Source organism: Amycolatopsis sp. NPDC004625, from assembly GCF_040609695.1.
GTDB lineage: Bacteria > Actinomycetota > Actinomycetes > Mycobacteriales > Pseudonocardiaceae > Amycolatopsis.
Map to the genome: position 1 here is coordinate 58,481 of NZ_JBEXKX010000011.1, position 16,789 is coordinate 75,269.

The window sequence follows — 16,789 nt, forward strand, 5'->3', positions numbered from 1 at the left end:
AGGTTGCGGGCCCGGCTCAAAGTGATAGGCCTCAATCAGGCGACGGGATGACCACCCAGCGGCCCACCTCTCAAAGGTGAAGGGACAGCGGGTCCAAGGGTCATCCCGGAGCCTGCCTGTCCGGCGAGGACGCTTTTGATTCTGCCGCGGCTTCAAAGATCCGCCGCGGCAGAGGCTTTGTCTTTTTGCCGCGGCTCAGCTCTGCCGTAGCAGGGTACGGGTCCGACCTCCCCCGCCCCTCCGGTGGGATTTTCAGTCGCCGCCCGGGTTTGTCAAGGCGGGAAAGATGCCTTGACAAACCCGACCGCCGACTGAAGAGACAGCTGGGATGAGGGGCGGGGGAGGCCTGGTGACGTCGTTGGTTGCCTTGCGTTGCCGGCTGCCGGTTTCGTGCGGGGGCGGTCCGGTCGGCTCCCGCTGCCGGCCACCGATCCGCCTGCGGCTATGCACAACCCCCCGGCACCCAACCGCACCTGTGGACAACCCCATCCGAGGCCGCCGATTCCGTCGGTCCCCTCCGCTAGCGTGGAAAACGGGGGCTGCTCACCCCCGCACGAACCGCGCCACGTGCTCCGCCAGCTCCTCACCGGCGTCCTCCTGCAGGAAATGGCCCGCCCCCGCGATCACCGGGTGCTCCACCCCCTGCGCCCCGCGCATCGCCCGCCGCAAGATCGGCGCCATCCCCCCGGTGATCGGGTCCCCGTCCGAAAACGCCACCAAAAACGGGATCTCCAGCTCCGTCAACGTCTTCCACGCATCCCGGTTCGCCGAGGACGCCGGGTCGTCCGGCCGGTACGGCACCAGGGATGGCATCGCCCGCGGCCCCGCCTTGTACATCTCGTTCGGGAACGGTGCGTCGTAAGCCGCGCGCACCTCGTCCGGCAGCGGCGCCGCGCACCCCGACTGCACGAACCGCCCGATGTCCAGCACCGGGGCCTTCTCCACCGCCGAACGAAACGCGTGCCATGCCGGCGGCATGTCGACGTCGCCCGTTGGCAAACCGGTGTTCGCCGCCACCACTCGCGAGAACCGTGATGGCGACTCCGCCACCATCCGCAGGCCGATCAGGCCGCCCCAGTCCTGGCCGACCAGTGTCACGTCCCGCAGGTCCAGTGCGTCGAACGCGAACGCGCGCATCCACTCCACGTGGCGGGCGTACGAGTGGTCCGTCAGGTCGCCCGGCTTGTCGGAGCGGCCGAAGCCGACCAGGTCCGGCGCGATCGCGCGGAGGCCGGCCGTTGCCAGTACCGGCAGCATTTTCCGGTACAGGTACGACCAGCTCGGCTCGCCGTGCAACAACAGCACCACCGGGCCGTCCGCCGGGCCCGCCTCCACGTAACCCACTCTGATCACGCCGCCGTCGGGGTCGGCGAGGTCCGCGTAGCGCGGCTCGAAGGGAAAGTCGGGCAGGTCCGTGAACCGGTCTTCCGGTGTCCTCAGCAGGCGCACGGACCCCACGCTAGTGGCGAACGTCAGGAAATGCCGACCGCCACCACGAGGCCCAGGCCGATGTGCGCCGCCGCGACCACGATGCTCACCGGGGCGAACTTCTCGCTCTCGATCGTCGAGGCCACGTCGATGCGGGTCGCCCACTCCAGCAACCGGACCGCGATGACCTGGACCGCGATCCCCAGCAGGCCGTAGACCAGCGACGTGATCAGGCCCTCGGTGAGGTCGCTGGCCGAGTTGAAGATCGCCACGACCACGATGAACGCCATCGAGAGCATCCCGGACGCCGTCACGATCACTGCGTTCGGCAGGCCCTGGGTCACCAGCTTCGACAGCTTGCCCGGCGTGGTCCAGTCGATCGCGTAGAAGCCGGCGAACATCAGCAGCAGGCCGACCACGCCGTACAGCAGGATCGCGCCGATCCCCCGCACGAGGTCGGAGCCGAACGTGTCGGACAGCGCAAGGGTCGTGTTCACGAGTTGTCTCCCAGGGGAAAAGAGCTGATCAGCGACGGTGTTCTATCACGACTCGACGATGCGGTGTGGGACAAATGCCGCACCGTCGTCGGTGACCAGGCCGCCGGTCTCCCGGATGCCCAGGCCGGCGGAGCTGTCGCCGACGATCCACGCGCCCAGCGCCGGCCGGTAGCCGTCGAACTCGGGCAGCGGGTCGAACGCCTGGTAGACGAAACCTTCCGCGCCGTAGACGCCGTCGGTCTGGGTCTCGTAGCCGGTCGCGACGATCTGGACGTTCGCGCCCTCGCGGCCCAGCTTCGGCTTGCGGACGTACTCGGTGAGCAGGCCGGGGTCGTCGGCGAACGCGGGCAGCAGGTTCGGGTGGCCCGGGTAGTTCTCCCACAGGATCGCCAGCAGCGTCTTGTTGGAGAGGATCATCTTCCAGAGCGGCTCGATCCACAGCGTCCGCGGTAGCGACTCGACGGCGTGGCGGCCGAACTCCTCGTCGACCACCCACTCCCACGGGTACAGCTTCAGCACCGTCGCCATCTGCGACTCTTCGAGGTCGACGAACCGCTTGAGCACCGGGTCCCAGCCGATCTCCTCGATCGCCAGGCCCACCGTGTCGAGGCCGGCCTCGGCCGCCGTCTCCTGCAGGTACGCCGTCGTGACGTTGTCCTCACCCGACGGATCGGCCGCCGACCAGGTGAAGTGCAGCTCGTTCGAGGGCAGCTTGTCCTGCAGGAACGCCCACCGCTCGACGAGCTTCTCGTGGATCGAGTTCCACTGGTCGTCGTCCGGGAAGACGTCGGTCTTCCAGTGCCACTGCAGCAGCGACGCCTCGAGCAGCGTCGTCGGCGTGTCCGCGTTGTACTCCAGCAGCTTCGCCGGCGACTTGCCGTCGTAGCGCAGGTCGAACCGGCCGTAGACGTGCGGGTCCTGCCGCTTCCACGACTCGGCGATGTGCGGCCACACCCACTCGGGGATGCCGAACCGCCGGTAGCCCTCGGTGGTCACGACGTTGTCGACGGCCTCCAGGCACATCGAGTGCAGCAGTTCGACGTCGGCCTCCAGGGAGAGGACCTCGTCCATGTCGAAGACGTAGTGCACCGACTCGTCCCAGTACGGCCGCACGCGGCCGCTGCTGTCGCGGGCCGGCGTGCCGTAGACGAGCCCCTGCTCTTCGACGATCCGCTGCCAGTCTCGCCGCGGCTCACGCCGGTCCCGGTACACCTACGATCCCCCGCTCTTGCCGCTGCCGCCGGTGCCGCTCTTGCCGCTGATGCCGAACCCGCCGCGCTGGACGGACTTGCCGGACTTGGTGTTGACGTTGGTGCGGGCCGACGGCGCGTCGTACGAACCGCCGGACACGCGCTGCCCGATCACGCCGGTGCCGCCGTAGTTGTAGCGGTAGCTGTTGTAGCCGCCGCCCGGGATCGGCAGGAACAGGAAGCCGCCGCTGTGGTAGCCGCCGTGGCTGCTGACGTAGCTGTCGTCGCAGTAGTCGTCGTTCTGGACGACGCCGTTCGAGTCGGTGCAGACCGCGGTGACGTCACCTTCCGGCTTCGCGACCGTGTAGAACGTCGCGACCAGGCCGACGAGGCCGACCGTGACGCCGCTGCCGATGAGGATCTTGCGCCGCGTGGCCGCCTTGGCGTCGGCCTGGCGGGCCAGCTCCTCGTCGCGTTCCTCGTCGGCCAGCGCCTGCCGGCGCGCCCGCTGCTCGGCCAGCGAGGGCTGCTTCGGCTGGGTGTTCGAGTCCTGGAATCTCATCGAGCCGCGCTTCGGCGGCTCGGGGGGCGGCTGGTCCCCAGTGTTGTTGTCCTGCGTCATGTGCGCTCCGTAATCCCGGCCACCACGAACCCGTGACCCACCCTAACCACCCGGATCGCGCACGTCGCGCGCGGCGCGGGCATCATGGACTGCGATGTCTCCCAGCGCCGATCGGTTCCCCACCGCCACGCAGACGCTGCGTACCCGCGTCGTGATGGGCGGGATCTTCGCGGGCGCGCTCATCGCGCTCGCCCTCAGCGTCGTCTTCTCCTGGAGCGACGGCATCACCGGCGGGGCCGGCGGTGGCGCCGGCAAGCTCTCCCCGGCCGCCGAAGAGGCGTTCCATTCGCCGCCGGGCACCTGCCTGACCTGGGACAACCCCGACGCGAGCGACGCGCGCAAGGTCGCCTGCACCCAGCCGCACCTGTTCGAGGTGACCGCGCTGGTCGACATCGGCGCCCAGTTCCCGGCGGGTGCGCCCGTGCCGTCGCTGGACCAGTGGCAGCAGATCGCGCAGCAGAAGTGCACCGCGGACGTCAAGCCGTACCTCGGGCACAAGCTCGACCCGTACGGCAAGCTGACCACCAACCTCCTGCGCCCGACGCCGTCGCAGTGGGACGACGGCGACCGCCAGCTGCGGTGCGGCCTGCAGTGGGCCGGCCCCGGCGGCAAGCTGCTGCCGACGACCGGGCCGGCGAAGGACCAGGACCAGTCGCTGGTCTTCGAGCCCGGCACCTGCCTGGCGCTGCTCGGCAAGGGCGTCGGCGACCCGATCGACTGCGCGAAGCCGCACTCGTACGAGATCATCGCCACCCTCGACCTCAAGACGAAGTTCAAGGAGACCTACCCCTCGCAGGACGACCAGAAGGCCTGGCTCGACACCGAGTGCACCAAGGCGGCGGCCGACTACACCGGCGGCGCCGACCTCGACGCGAAGAAGCTGATCCTGACCTGGGACCTGCGGGAGCAGGAGAGCTGGGACGCCGGCTCGACGAAGGTCAACTGCAAGGTCGCGTCGGCGCTGCCGGACAAGAGCGGCCTGCAGGCGGTGACCGGCAGCGTCAAGGCCGCGCCGGGCGGCCCGGACGGCGGCCAGCCCCAGGACGGCGGCCAGCCGTCGGACGGTGGCGGCGGCCCGGCCACGTCCAGCTCCGCACCGCCGTCGACGAAGCCGAGCAGCTGATGCCCGTCGAGATGAGCCGCGAGCGGTTCGAGGAGCTGGTCTCCGAGGCCCTGGACGCGGTGCCGCCCGAGTTCGCGAAGGCGATGGACAACGTCGTCGTGCTCGTCGAGGAGTTCAACGACGAGGCACCGGACATCCTCGGGCTCTACCACGGGATCGCACTGACCGAGCGGACCTCGTCGTACGGCGGGGTGCTGCCCGACCGGATCTCGATCTACCGGCAGCCGATCCTGGCCATGTGCGAGGACGAGGACGAGGTCGTCGAGGAGGTCCTGATCACCGTCGTGCACGAGCTGGGCCACCACTTCGGCATCGACGACGCCCGGCTGCACGAGCTCGGCTGGGGCTGATCCGGCGCGGATTCCCCGGTTCCGCCCGCACGTTCCACCGATTTCCGCACTTCCCGCACGAAACCGTCACGAGTTTCACTAGTAGTGACAACGTGACCACGCGCAGCCATCGCCGCCGTTATCCTCGTAGCCGAGTCGCGCGGGGGAGGCACCATGGACGAGGCCCGGAACGACGGCGGCGGCCGAAGACTCGGGTGGCTGCTGACGTCGAGCGCAGCGTCCCACCTGGGGGACGGCATCGGCAAGGTGGCCCTGCCCCTGCTGGCGACGACCCTGACCCGCGACCCGGTGCTGATCGCCGGGCTGTCCGCCACCCAGTTCCTGCCCTGGCTGCTGTTCGCCGCCGTCGCCGGCGCGCTGGTCGACCGGATCGACCGGCGGCGCGCGATGATCGTCGCCAACACCGCCCGCGCGGTCGCCGTCGGCGTGCTGGCCGGGCTCGTCGCCGCCGGCGGTATGACGATCTGGCTGGTCTACCTGGTCGCGTTGATCATCGGCACGGCCGAGACGATCGCGGACAGCGCGGCGAACGCGCTGATCCCGGCGGTCGTCGGCGGCGGTTCGCTCGACGCGGCCAACAGCAAGCTGCAGGCGTGCGAGATCGTCGGCCAGACGTTCCTCGGCGGCCCGGTCGGCAGCCTGACGTTCGCGCTCTTCGCCGCCTTCCCCTTCGTCCTCAACTCGGCTGGGTTCGCGATCGCCGCCGCAGTGCTGCTCGGGCTGGCGGGCACCTACCGCGGCCAGGCGGAGACACCGGCCCGGCCGCTGCGCACCGAGCTGGGCGCGGGCCTGCGCTGGCTGCGCGGGCACCCGCTGCTGCTGCGGCTGGTCGTCGTCGCCGGGCTGCTCAGCCTGGTCAGCGAGCTCGCGCAGGCGCAGCTGGTGCTGTACGCGCTGCAGGACCTCCACCTGTCCGACGCGACCTTCGGGTTCTTCGCGTTCGCCGGTGGGATCGGCGGCCTGCTCGGCGCCGGCGTCGCCCCGCGGCTGGTGCGGGCGGCGGGCCGGCTCCCCGTCGTCGTCGGCGGGATCGTCTGCTGCGGGATCGGCTTCGGCGGGATGGGCCTGGTGCGCTCGCCGGTCGTGAGCGCGGCGCTGTTCGCCCTGTTCGCGGCCGCGGTGGTGGCGGTCAACGTCGTGCTCGCGACGGCCCGGCACACGCTGGTGCCCGGCGAGCTGCTCGGCCGGGTGCTCGGGGTGTGGCGCACGGTCGTCTGGGGCGCGATCCCGCTGGGCGCGCTGCTCGGCGGGGTGCTGACCGAGCGGCTCGGCACGGCCGCCCGGACGTTCGCCGTCTCCGGCGTGGCCATGCTGGCGATCGCCGCGTTCGCCTTCGCGGCGCTGCGACGGTTCGCCCTCGGTGACAAATCGGACTCAGCCGCGGCTTGGGCGCACCACGATCCGGGATTGTGAGCTGAAATATCTCCTCACCCAGGTGGTGAGGAGGCAGTCATGCGCACCGTGGACCCGGGGACCGGCACCGACGCCGATCCCGACTTCGACGAGTCTGCGGCCGAGCCCTCGCCGCCGGCCCCGTCCCGGCGGCTGCTCGTGCTGTGCGCGGTGGCCGGGTTCGTGCTCGGCGGCAGCGTGCTCGGCCTGTTGTGGGGCCTGTCCGGCGTGCACGCCGGCGCGCTTGACGACGCCGTCGCGGCGTGCCAGGCGCTCGACCGGGTGGGCGAGCTGCCCGACACGAGCCAGGACCGCCAGCCGGCGCTGACGCCCGGCCTCACCTCCGAGCGGCTGCACCGGATGATGGCGGCGCGCGAGCTGTCCGCGGCCGCCGCCCAGGTCAACGCGAACTACCAGCCGCTGGCCGACCACATCGACGGCGTCAGCCGGATGGTGCTCAGCCTGCACTTCAACGACATCTCCGGCCAGCGGCACCTGGCTCAGGCGCAGGAGATCTGCGCCCGCATCTAGACCTGGTCTCTCGCCGGGAAGCGATCGGCCATCGGTGGGGCCGCCGCTTCAGAGGCGTTCGACGCGGTCGGCCTGCGGGCCCCGGTCGCTCTGACGCACCGCGTACCGGACCCGGTCACCCTTCCGCAGCGGCTCCGACCCCATGATCACGGACGCGTGGGCGAAGAGATCGTCGCCGCCCGCATCCGGGGTGATGAAGCCGAAGCCGCGGTCGTCGTCGTAGCGCGCGACGACGCCCTCGCCGCCTCGTACGGGCACGTCCCGCGCCGCCGGCCCTGCGGCCGCGGCAGGTGCCGGCCGCTGCGGCGCCGCCTGGGGCTCGGCGCCCCGGACCAGGTGCACGTCGCGGGCCTGCGGGCCCTTGTCCCCACTGGCCACCTCGTAGGCGACGCGGTCGCCCTCCGCGAGCCACGTCAGCCCCTCGGCCAGGGCCCGGGCGTGCACGAAGACGTCCCCGGCGCCGGAGTCGGGGTTGATGAAGCCGAAGCCCTTGTCCTCGTCGTACCAGGCCACCGTGCCGTCGGCACCGTCCGCGGTACCGGCCGCGGCGGGTGAGCCGGCCCCTGCTCCCAGCGGGATCACGTGCCCGGCCTGCGGGCCGCGCTCGCCTTCGACGATCAGGAAGGCCACCCGCTGCCCCTCGGCGACCACGCCGCCGGTCACGATGGCCGAGCTGTGCACGAAGATGTCGGCGCCGCCGCCGTCCGGCGACGCGAAGCCGTACCCCTTGCCCGGCTCGTACCAGTTGATGGTGCCGAGCAGGCCCACGGCGCTGCCGGTGGCCGCATCGGCGGTGACGCGAACGCGCCGCGCCTCGGGTCCGCGGTCGTTCTCGCCGGCCTCGAACACGACGGCCTGACCTTCGCGGAGCACTTTCGAGCCGCCGTCCCCGACGATCTCGGAGGCGTGCACGAACACGTCCGGCGAGCCGTCCTCGGGCGCGAGGAAGCCGAAACCCCGTTCGGCGTCGAACCAACGGACGGTCCCTTGCGGCATCGAAGACTCCAGGTCGAGAGGACGGGCACTGGCCCCCAGTCTCTCTGACCGGCCTCCGGTCCGTCGGGCCGGGCCCACCGGCGTGCGGTTTCGGGGCCGGGTCTCAAGCGGGGTGGACCGTCTTCACCGCGAGCTGGTTGCCCGGGATCTTCGTGCTGGCGCAGCCGGTGCCCTGGTCCGGCACGAAGTTCGACGCGGTCTCCTGCGGCAGGTAGATCCGCAGGCCCTTGACCTGCGTCGGCTGGCAGGTGCCCGGGTCGAAGTTGCCCACGTTGACGAACTGGATGTCGGCGGCCGCGGTCTGGCCGGGGTTCAGCTTGATGGCGTCGCCCTTGCTGCCCTCACGGAAGGCGTCCTTGCCGACCTGGTGCCCGTCGCTGCCGGCCACGTAGGACACCCCGGGGAAGCCCTGGATGGTGCACGGCTTCGAGCTGGCGTTGGTGATGAGCAGCGGCCGGTACACCGACCCGGCGCCCGCGTCGCCCTGGCCGAGCGAGAGCTTGACGTCGCCGGCCTTGCAGAGCCCGTTGTCCGCGGGCTGGGCGACCGGCGGCGCGGCCGGGGCCGAGCTCGCCGGGCTCGACGTGGCGGTGGTGACCGTGGTGGTCTCGGCCGCGGACGTCGAGGACGGCGTCGAGCTGCTCGCCGCCGGCGTGGTGCCGCCGCTGCCGCAGGCGGAAAGCGCGAGAACGCCCGCCGAAGCCGCGACGACCGGGAACAACCGAGTGAGCTTGGTCCGAACCATGTCAATCGCCTCCCTGATGTGGTGCTAAGGGGTAGACGTGCGGATCTCCGGGCAGGTTGGTCGTCCTCGTAAATTCCCCACCAAACGTGTTTGAAACGTGACGGGATCACACTTTCGTGACGATTCAGAGTGGCGTGTCAACCCAGGTGAGGCAGCGCCACTGGCCGTCCGGCCGGGCGTCCAGCTCGACCAGGCCGGTGTTCGGGATCAGCGCCGCGTTGGCCACGTCCGCGTGCACGTTCGGGGCCAGCCATTCCCCGGCCAGCCGGATCGCCCCACCGTGGCTGACCAGGGCGATCACGCCGTCCGGGTCGGCCTGCTCGTGCTTCGCGCGCAGCCGGCCGACGGCGTCCAGCATCCGCGTGCGCACGCTGGTGCCGCTCTCGCCGCCGGGCAGCGACGGCGTCAGCTCGCCGAGCGTCCAGCGCCGGACCGTTTCCATGTAGGTGCGGATGGACTCGTGGTCGGTCGCGCCTTCGAGGTCGCCGGCGACGACCTCGTGGACGCCGTCGACGACCTGGACGTCCAGCGAAAGGCGCGCGGCCAGCGGCGACGCCGTCTGCTGGGCCCGGGTCGCCTGGGACGCGTAGACCGCGACGATCGGCTCGCCCGAAAGCCGCGCGGCGAGGTCTTCGGCCTGCGTGCGGCCGAGGTCGGTCAGCGGCGGGCCGGGCAGGGCGGTGTCCAGCGCGCCGCGGACGTTCCCGTCGGTCTGGCCGTGGCGGATGAGCAGCAGCCTCACGCCAGGTCTCCCTTGCGAACCGCGTCGGCCCACACGGCCGCTTCGACGAAGTCGTCGTTGCCGAAGCCGGGTTCGATCGTGGTGCGGGTCCCGTCGGCCCGCGGGTGCGAGCCGAGGAACCGCAGGTTGCGGCAGTGCCGGCGCAACGCCGTCAGGGCGTCGAGCACCCGCGGCTCGGCCACGTGGCCCTCGAAGTCGATGAAGAAGCGGTACTCGCCGAAGTTGCTGCGCGTCGGCCGGGCGTCGAGGCGGGTCAGGTTGATGCCTCGGCTGGCCAGCTCGGTGAGCAGCTCGGCGAGCGTGCCGGTGCGGTTCGCGGCCGCGGCGACCACCGACGTCCGGTCGGCGCCCGTCGGCTCCGGCAGCTCGCCCGGCGCGCGGACCAGCAGGAACCGCGTCGCGGCGTCGGTGACGTCGGCGACCTCGGTGGCCAGCACCCGAAGGTGGTAGTGCTCGTTCGCGACCGGGGCGCAGACCGCCGCGTCGAAGTCGCCCTCCAGCACGCCGACCGCGGCGGCGGACGTCGACGACGACGCCACCGGGTGGGCGCCCGGCAGGTTCGCCTCGAGCCACTCGCGGACCTGGGCCAGCGCGTGCGGGTGGCTGGCGACGGTCCGGATCTCTTCGGTCCCGGGCCGGGTCAGCACGCTGAAGTGGATCGGCAGGATGGTCTCGGCCACGGCGACCAGCGGGGTCGACTCGCTGAGCGCGTCCAGCGTGGCGGGCACCACACCCTCGACCGAGTTCTCGATGGGGACGCAGGCCGCGTCCGCCCGGCCTTCGCGGACGGCCGTCATCGCGAGCCGGACGGTCTCGACCGGGATCAGTTCCTCGCCGGCGGCGGCGAGCACCCGCGCGGCCTGTTCGGTGAAGGTCCCTCGGGGGCCGAAGTATGCGATCCGTGACACAGCCCCCAGGCTACGGGGCCTGGCCGTGGCGACATTCACTCGGACAGCCGGTACGGGAACCGGTTACGCCGGGTGGCATTTTTTGCGATGCTGGGACCGTGACCGCCGAATCGGGCACGCACACCGGACGTGAGGGCGCGCAGCCGCCGATCGCCCCCCGCGCACCGGAACTGGTGCTGTGCGCCGTCGATGCACCGCTCGCCGAGGCCTGGATCGCCGCTGCGGAAAAACTGGCCGGCCGGGTCCGGGTGCACCGAGGGTCGGTGCTCGACGTGGTCGCCCAGGCCGTGGTCAGCCCGGCCAACTCCTACGGCTGGATGCGCGGCGGGATCGACGCCGTCTATGCGCGGGCGTTCCCCGGCGTGGAACAGAGCGTCCGCAGCGCTGTCCTGGCCTTCCACGGCGGTGAGCTGCCGATCGGCGACGCCGTGGTGGTGCCGACCGGCGAGGCCGAGCCGGCGTGGCTGATCAGCGCGCCGACCATGCGGGAGCCCGGCGAACGGCTGCCCGCCGACACCGTCCACCCCTACCTCGCCGCCCGCGCGGTGTTCCTGACGTGGCGCGACGGCCGGCTCGACGACGGCCCGGTGCGGGAGTTCGTCGACACGATCGCGATGCCCGGCCTGGGCACCGGCGTCGGCGGCGTCGACCCGGCGATCTGCGCCCGGCAGGTCGCCGCGGCGTGGGCCGAAGTCTTCGGAAATCGTCACCCTCGGTGATCAACCCCTGGTAGGGGGTGGACTACATCACAGCGCGTTCACCGGCCGTAAGCCCTACCGTTAATCACGCAGGTGAACGTCCGCCAGTGCAGGCGACGGCCGGAGGAGTGTGCGATGACCCGGGTCCGCGAACTCAGCCCGTATGTCGAGCTGCACCGGGAACAATGGAAAGAACTGCGAAGTTCGACGCCGTTGCCGCTGACGGCGGCCGAGCTGCTGCGGCTGCGCGGCCTCGGCGAGCAGGTCGACCTGGCCGAGGTCGCCGACGTCTACCTGCCGCTGTCCCGCCTGATCAACCTGCAGGTCGCCGCGCGCCAGCGGCTCTACGAAGCGACCACGACGTTCCTCGGTGACGACTCCCGCGGCACGAAGGTCCCGTTCGTGATCGGCATCGCCGGGAGCGTGGCGGTCGGCAAGTCGACCACCGCCCGCATCCTGCGCACGCTGCTCGCCCGCTGGCCGGACCACCCCCGCGTCGACCTGGTCACCACCGACGGCTTCCTGTACCCGCGCGCCGAGCTGATGCGGCGCGGGATCATGCACCGCAAGGGTTTCCCGGAGAGCTACGACCGGCGCGCGCTGCTGCGGTTCGTCACGGAGGTCAAGTCGGGTGCCGAGCGCGTCACCGCGCCGGTGTACTCGCACCTGGCCTACGACATCCTGCCCGGCCAGGAGCAGGTGGTGCAGCAGCCGGACATCCTCATCCTCGAGGGCCTGAACGTCCTGCAGCCCGGGCCGCGGCTGATGGTGTCCGACCTGTTCGACTTCTCGATCTACGTCGACGCGCACACCGACGACATCCAGCGCTGGTACATCGAGCGGTTCCTGGAGCTGCGGCACACGGCGTTCGCGGACCCGGCGTCGCACTTCCACCACTTCGCCGGCCTGCCCGACGACGAGGCCCGCGCCGAGGCGCGCCACCTGTGGCACTCGATCAACGAGCCGAACCTGATGGAGAACATCAAGCCGACGCGGCCGCGGGCGACGCTGGTGCTGCGCAAGGACTGCGACCACACCATCAACCGCGTGCGCCTGCGCAAGCTCTGACCCGCTCGTGAGTGGTAAGGCGTGTTCTAACACGCCTTACCACTCACGAGGCGGTTACGCGGGCCGTCACCCACATGCCGCGCATTCCCACGCTGAGCGAGTGCGCGGCCACGATTCGTCGCGGCCCGGCGACTCTCTGCGCCGGAATCCGGCCGTTCGGCCGAGGCGGGACGTTCAGGCGTAACCGGTTGGCCGATACCGGGCAACCGCTGCGAAAGCGACCCTGAAGGAGTCCGGAAAAAGGCTCTGAGCTGGGGAGGAGGCCCACGATGTTCACGATGATCCTCACGTGGGTCGGTGCGGTGCTGGGTCTGGCCCTGCTGATCGCGATGGCGGCCGGGACCTTCGTCGTCGACTTCGACGACCGGCTGCAGGAGCGCCGCAGCAAGGCGAAGTCCGCGGAACCCCTCCCCTGACGGTCAGAGTTCGGCCAGCGCCTCGACGTAGGCGTCGGCGTCGTATTCGAGGTTTTCCGCGTCCAGCAGGCTGTTTTCCAGCGCGTCGATCAGCTGCTCGAAGATCTCGCCGCGGTCGAGCTCGCCCTCCTGCAGGCGCTCGGCGGCCTGCCAGACGTCGGCGGGCTCGTTGTCCCACAGCTGGTCGACGATGGTCGCGCGCAGGATCAGCCGCTGCTCTTCCTCGTCCTCGTCGGCCTCGGCGATGACCAGCGCCCGGCGCTGCTCCGGGTCGTTCGGGTCGAGGTCGACTTCTTCGTCGTCGATTTCCGCGGTCAGCGTCGGCACGGCGAACATCCGCCGCTCCAGCGCGTCGGCCAGCTCGGTCGGCGAAAGCTCGCTGGTGTCGGCGAAGTAGCGCTCCAGCGGGGAGTCGTCATCGTCGGCGTATTCGCTCAGGTAGTCCTGGACGGCCTCGTCGAGGGCGGCGATCGCGGTCTCGGTCAGGTGCGCCCGCTCGCCGGTCCACTGCACCCAGGCCAGCACGACCGGCTCCACGGCGTCCTCGTGGTCGGCGCCGAGCTCGTACTCCTCGCCCAGCAGGCCCTCGAGGAACCGCGCGATCTTCTCCGGCCCGACGCGCAGCGGGTTGCCCGGGTCGGTGCGCAGGCCGTGCTCCAGCAGCAGGGCCCCGATCGCGCGGGCGGCGCCGGCGTCTTCACCGCTCGCCGCGACGAACTGCTCGACGACGGCGGCGCGCTCGGCGTCGGACCACTCGGCCACCTCGGGCACGAGCGCGGGCTCCGGCAGCGCGCGGCACCAGGTCAGCGCGACGGCGTGGAAGCGGGCGTAGTCCTCGCTGACGTCGGCCTCGTCGAGGTGGTCGGTGGCGGCGAGGCCGTCCGCGATCAGGCGGTGGGCCTCGGCGGGGTCGACGGCCTCGAAGACGACCAGCTCGGGGTCGGCGTCGGACTGCTCCTGCATCTCGGCGAGGACATCGGCGGGCTGGTCGATGACGACGAGGTCCCGGACCCGGCCGCCCTCGGTGTAGTCGAGCAGCGCGAGCAGGCCGTACGCCTGGTCGCCGTGAGAAAAGACGGTGAGCAGGGACGACTCGTCGCCGAAGACGTCCCCGGTGCGCCGGCACTCGCCGGCGGTGACGCGGCCGAGGCCGGCGGCCCAGGCGGGCTCGGGGATGCCGCGGCCGAGGACGACCTGCAGGCCGGCGTCGGCGGCCTTGCGCTCGACGTCGGTCTCGGCGACGACCTTCAGCGCGGCCAGCAGCGCGGCGGCACCCGGTGTGATCTTGCGCTGCGCGAAGGCGATGAGTTCGAGGCCGAGCGGCTCTTCGCCGTCCTCGACGGGCAGGTCGTGGAACTGGCCGAGCACCTCGGAGGCGAGCAGTTCGACGTCGACCGGCTCGGGGTCGGCGCCCAGCGCCGAGAAGTCGTTCAGGATGTCCTTGAACAAGCCGGTCACGCTGTGGGTGACGGGCTGCGGTGCCTTCTTGCGGGCGCGACTGACCGGGCTCATGCCGTCATGGTTTCACTTCACCGCGAGCGGGTCGCGGTGGCCCTGGCGCGGGTCCCGCCGGGTGCTCGACGGGGAGGCGCCGAGCCGGACGGCGGAACTGGGCCACCGCGACGCCTTGGCGCGCTCACGATGTCCCGGTGCACGTGTATCACCGGTTCTCCGGGGTCAACGAGGGGTGCGCGGGGAGGTTACGGGCTTCGGCAAGGCGATCCTGGCGGCCCGGATTTCCGTGATCAGCCGGGTTTTCCGCCGGTGGTTTTCCACCAGCGACGCCAGGTACGCCGTGAATTCCTCCGGCGTCTCGGCGCGCTTGTGCAAGGTGCGCAACAGCTTCAGCCGGCGGGCGGCTTCCTGGTACGCCTGCGGGTCCTTGCGCTCGATGAGTTCGTCGACCTGCTCGCGGAAGACCGGGATCGTCTCGGCCGGGTGCTCGGCCGCGCGCTGCTCGGCCAGTTCGAGCTTGAGCTCGCCGGACGCGCCGAACCGCACGCAGGCCCGCCAGGCTTCGTCCGGACGGCCGTCGTCGAGCAGCACGCGGACCAGCTCGTCCGCCTGCCCGACGCCCTCGGCGGCGCGTTCGCGCAGGCAGGCCAGGGCGTCCCGGCGCTGCGCGGTCCACTTCCCGTCCTTCGTCGCGGCCTCGCGCAGCGCGGCGTACGTCTCGCGGTCCGGTTTGGCGTCGAAGTCCTTGCGGCGCCGGGAGGTCTCGTCCTCGGGTTCCGGCTGCGGCTGCTTGTCGTGGGTGAGCGCGCGGGCGGCGTGCGCGATGGCCTCGCTGTGCCGCCCCGCGGCCCGCAGCACCCGGACGATCTTGAGGCTGACGTCCACCCGCGGCGGCTTGGCCGACAGGATCGCCACCAGCTCGTCGACGTCGCCGAGCACCTCGGCCAGCTGCTCGCGCAGCCGTTCGGCCACGTCACGGCGGTGGCCGGAGCCGTTCGCCGTGAGCACGTCGTCCACAGTGGACTTGATCCGCTTGAGGCCGGTTTCGCCCAGCGCCGTCGCGAACTCGGCGAGATCGATCACCGGGCGGCCGGGGCCGTCGAACTCGACCTCGAGGATCCAGTCGGCCAGCTTTTCGGGGTCCGGCGGCCGGGCGGCGCACGCGCGGGCGTACAGCTCGACGGCGCGGTCCAGCCGGTCGGCGAGGTCGCCGGTGTAGTCGCCGGTCTGCTCCAGCACCTCGCTGATGTCGTCGACCGTGCGCCGGGCCAGCGGGGCCAGGTCGGCGCGGCTGCCGGCGTCGAGCATGCGCTGCAGCGTGTCCAGGACCGCGCCGACCTTGGCGGTGTACTCGGCGTTCCCGTCGGTGACCGCGGTGTCCAGCAGCCGGTGCGCCTCGCTGACGTCACCGGACTGGGTGGCCGCGCGCAGTTCGAGCGAGTGCCGCAGTTCGGGATCGCGCTCGGCCTGGGCGTGCAGCAGGTCCGCCAGCGTCTCCGCGTCCAAAGTGCGCAGGTAGGGGCGAAGATCCGAGTGGGGACTCACGGGCACCAGTGTGCCCGACGGCCGTCGGCACGCGTGTGGGCCAACCGCGTGCTCTTTTCGGAGTAATCGGATACTTTGAGTGACCGGCTCATCGGCGGCGCAAGTCGTCGAGCACGGCTTTCAGCGGCCACGGCTCCGGCAGGCCCGGCCGTCGTGACCGTGCGTGTCGGGGCCGCGGGATGGCCGCGCCGACGGTCGGCACCATGATCGGGACGACCGGCACCGGCACCCGCGCCACCAGCCGCCGCACGACGACCAGCAGGAGCCCGGCGAACAGCAGCAGCGCCGTCCCGGCGGCGAGCGCGCCGGCGAGCGTCCGGCGGCCGTCGTCGAGCGTCAGCTGCACCGCGTACTGGCTCTGTTGCGCGTACAGCAGGCAAAGCTGCTCGGACACGGCGTAAGCGGCGCTGCGCCACGTGGACTCGGGCACGGGCAGCGGTTCGGCAGCGGTGAAAGCGTTCTCGGCCGCGGCGAGCCTGCTCCAATCGGCGCTACGGGTGAGCGACTCGTACGCCATCCGGCCACTCTCGGTGAGCTGCGGGACGACGCGGGCCAGCTGGGCCCGGTAGGCGGCGACGGCGGAGGTGAACGACCCGCGCGTCACGTTGTCCAGACCGGCGAGAGCGAGGGAATCGGAGCGGTCCATGCCTTCGGCGACGGAAAGCAGCTCGACGGCGGTGGTCTGCTGGTAGGCGGACTCGGCGTCCGGGGCGTGGCGCGCGTATTCGCGCAGTCCCGCGATGGCGGACTCGATCCGCTGTGTGTAACTCGCGTACGCGGCGCTCCGCCGGTCGGGCGCGGCCATGGCGGCGCTCCGCTGCCCCTGCAGGGCGACCACCGCCCGGGCCGTCCGGTCCGCGGCGGACGCCGTCTCCATGGCCAGGTCGCGGGTCCGGACCGCCTGGTGGACCAGGAAAACGGCGATCACGACGGCGACCAGGACGAGCGCGCCACCGGGAACGAAGGCGATGCCCAGCATGCGGCCGCGGACGGATCGCAGGTACTTCAAGACGTTCCTTTCCCAGCCTGGGGCCCCGCAAGCATCCCGACGAAGTTCAACCTATTGAGTGAGAGATTCACCGG

18 protein-coding genes are annotated in these 16,789 nt (G+C 71.5%); 7 read left to right on the top strand and 11 right to left on the bottom strand.

All coding sequences use genetic code 11. The annotated features are described in order from the left end of the window. Nucleotides 1-543: 543 nt before the first annotated feature. From ABZW17_RS14810 to ABZW17_RS14825, 4 genes are read right to left on the bottom strand one after another with little or no spacing between them, the layout of a single operon-like run. Nucleotides 544-1,449 (bottom strand): haloalkane dehalogenase, encoded by a 906-nt coding sequence (locus ABZW17_RS14810; RefSeq protein WP_354813468.1) that lies wholly within the window; start codon nt 1,447-1,449, stop codon nt 544-546. 23 nt (nt 1,450-1,472) lie between these two features. Further along, complete coding sequence (locus ABZW17_RS14815) at nt 1,473-1,925, bottom strand: DUF350 domain-containing protein (protein WP_004558566.1); 453 nt, start codon at nt 1,923-1,925, stop codon at nt 1,473-1,475. 45 nt (nt 1,926-1,970) lie between these two features. Further along, on the bottom strand, nt 1,971-3,137 hold the full coding sequence (locus tag ABZW17_RS14820) for a glutathionylspermidine synthase family protein (RefSeq protein WP_354813470.1): 1,167 nt from the start codon (nt 3,135-3,137) through the stop codon (nt 1,971-1,973). After that, entirely contained in the window at nt 3,138-3,737 is a 600-nt protein-coding gene (locus ABZW17_RS14825; RefSeq protein ID WP_354813472.1) for a hypothetical protein, read from the bottom strand. It abuts the gene before it with no gap. A gap of 94 nt (nt 3,738-3,831) precedes the next feature. Here ABZW17_RS14825 and ABZW17_RS14830 point away from each other — a divergent pair, with 94 nt between their 5' ends. From ABZW17_RS14830 to ABZW17_RS14845, 4 genes are all read left to right on the top strand, one after another. Beyond that, nucleotides 3,832-4,860, top strand: a complete 1,029-nt coding sequence (locus ABZW17_RS14830; RefSeq protein WP_354813474.1) for a septum formation family protein — start codon at nt 3,832-3,834, stop codon at nt 4,858-4,860. Continuing rightward, the gene (locus ABZW17_RS14835) at nt 4,860-5,210 is read left to right on the top strand and encodes a metallopeptidase family protein (RefSeq protein WP_354813476.1); all 351 of its coding nucleotides are present in this window, start codon (nt 4,860-4,862) and stop codon (nt 5,208-5,210) included. Before ABZW17_RS14830 ends, ABZW17_RS14835 begins: the two co-directional genes overlap by 1 nt. A gap of 153 nt (nt 5,211-5,363) precedes the next feature. Continuing rightward, complete coding sequence (locus ABZW17_RS14840; protein WP_354813478.1) at nt 5,364-6,623, top strand: MFS transporter; 1,260 nt, start codon at nt 5,364-5,366, stop codon at nt 6,621-6,623. A 39-nt stretch (nt 6,624-6,662) separates the two neighbouring features. After that, a complete protein-coding gene (locus ABZW17_RS14845; protein ID WP_354813480.1) occupies nt 6,663-7,133 on the top strand; it encodes a hypothetical protein in 471 nt (156 codons plus the stop codon). 48 nt (nt 7,134-7,181) lie between these two features. On the opposite strand, the gene ABZW17_RS14850 is transcribed toward ABZW17_RS14845, so the two are convergent. The 4 genes from ABZW17_RS14850 to pheA all read right to left on the bottom strand — a co-directional run bounded on the left by ABZW17_RS14850 (nt 7,182) and on the right by pheA (nt 10,524). Further along, nucleotides 7,182-8,129 (bottom strand): cold shock domain-containing protein, encoded by a 948-nt coding sequence (locus tag ABZW17_RS14850; protein ID WP_354813482.1) that lies wholly within the window; start codon nt 8,127-8,129, stop codon nt 7,182-7,184. A 103-nt stretch (nt 8,130-8,232) separates the two neighbouring features. Further along, entirely contained in the window at nt 8,233-8,880 is a 648-nt protein-coding gene (locus ABZW17_RS14855; RefSeq protein WP_354813795.1) for a DUF4232 domain-containing protein, read from the bottom strand. A 118-nt stretch (nt 8,881-8,998) separates the two neighbouring features. Beyond that, entirely contained in the window at nt 8,999-9,616 is a 618-nt protein-coding gene (locus tag ABZW17_RS14860) for a histidine phosphatase family protein (RefSeq protein ID WP_354813484.1), read from the bottom strand. Beyond that, the gene (gene pheA / locus ABZW17_RS14865) at nt 9,613-10,524 is read right to left on the bottom strand and encodes a prephenate dehydratase (RefSeq protein WP_354813486.1); all 912 of its coding nucleotides are present in this window, start codon (nt 10,522-10,524) and stop codon (nt 9,613-9,615) included. The genes ABZW17_RS14860 and pheA overlap by 4 nt, the downstream gene beginning before the upstream one ends. Nucleotides 10,525-10,622: 98 nt before the next feature. Here pheA and ABZW17_RS14870 point away from each other — a divergent pair, with 98 nt between their 5' ends. The 3 genes from ABZW17_RS14870 to ABZW17_RS14880 all read left to right on the top strand — a co-directional run bounded on the left by ABZW17_RS14870 (nt 10,623) and on the right by ABZW17_RS14880 (nt 12,706). Continuing rightward, nucleotides 10,623-11,243, top strand: a complete 621-nt coding sequence (locus ABZW17_RS14870; RefSeq protein WP_354813488.1) for a macro domain-containing protein — start codon at nt 10,623-10,625, stop codon at nt 11,241-11,243. A 114-nt stretch (nt 11,244-11,357) separates the two neighbouring features. After that, nucleotides 11,358-12,290, top strand: a complete 933-nt coding sequence (coaA, locus tag ABZW17_RS14875; RefSeq protein ID WP_354813490.1) for a type I pantothenate kinase — start codon at nt 11,358-11,360, stop codon at nt 12,288-12,290. A gap of 269 nt (nt 12,291-12,559) precedes the next feature. Next, nucleotides 12,560-12,706, top strand: coding sequence for a hypothetical protein (locus ABZW17_RS14880; RefSeq protein WP_004558578.1), 147 nt, complete (start codon nt 12,560-12,562; stop codon nt 12,704-12,706). 3 nt (nt 12,707-12,709) lie between these two features. On the opposite strand, the gene ABZW17_RS14885 is transcribed toward ABZW17_RS14880, so the two are convergent. The 3 genes from ABZW17_RS14885 to ABZW17_RS14895 form a co-directional block, all read right to left on the bottom strand. Further along, complete coding sequence (locus ABZW17_RS14885; RefSeq protein WP_354813492.1) at nt 12,710-14,218, bottom strand: hypothetical protein; 1,509 nt, start codon at nt 14,216-14,218, stop codon at nt 12,710-12,712. Between the two features lie 165 nt (nt 14,219-14,383). Next, a complete protein-coding gene (locus ABZW17_RS14890; RefSeq protein WP_354813494.1) occupies nt 14,384-15,706 on the bottom strand; it encodes a DUF6880 family protein in 1,323 nt (440 codons plus the stop codon). Between the two features lie 88 nt (nt 15,707-15,794). Next, nucleotides 15,795-16,715, bottom strand: a complete 921-nt coding sequence (locus ABZW17_RS14895) for a nitrate- and nitrite sensing domain-containing protein (RefSeq protein ID WP_354813496.1) — start codon at nt 16,713-16,715, stop codon at nt 15,795-15,797. Nucleotides 16,716-16,789 lie beyond the last annotated feature (74 nt).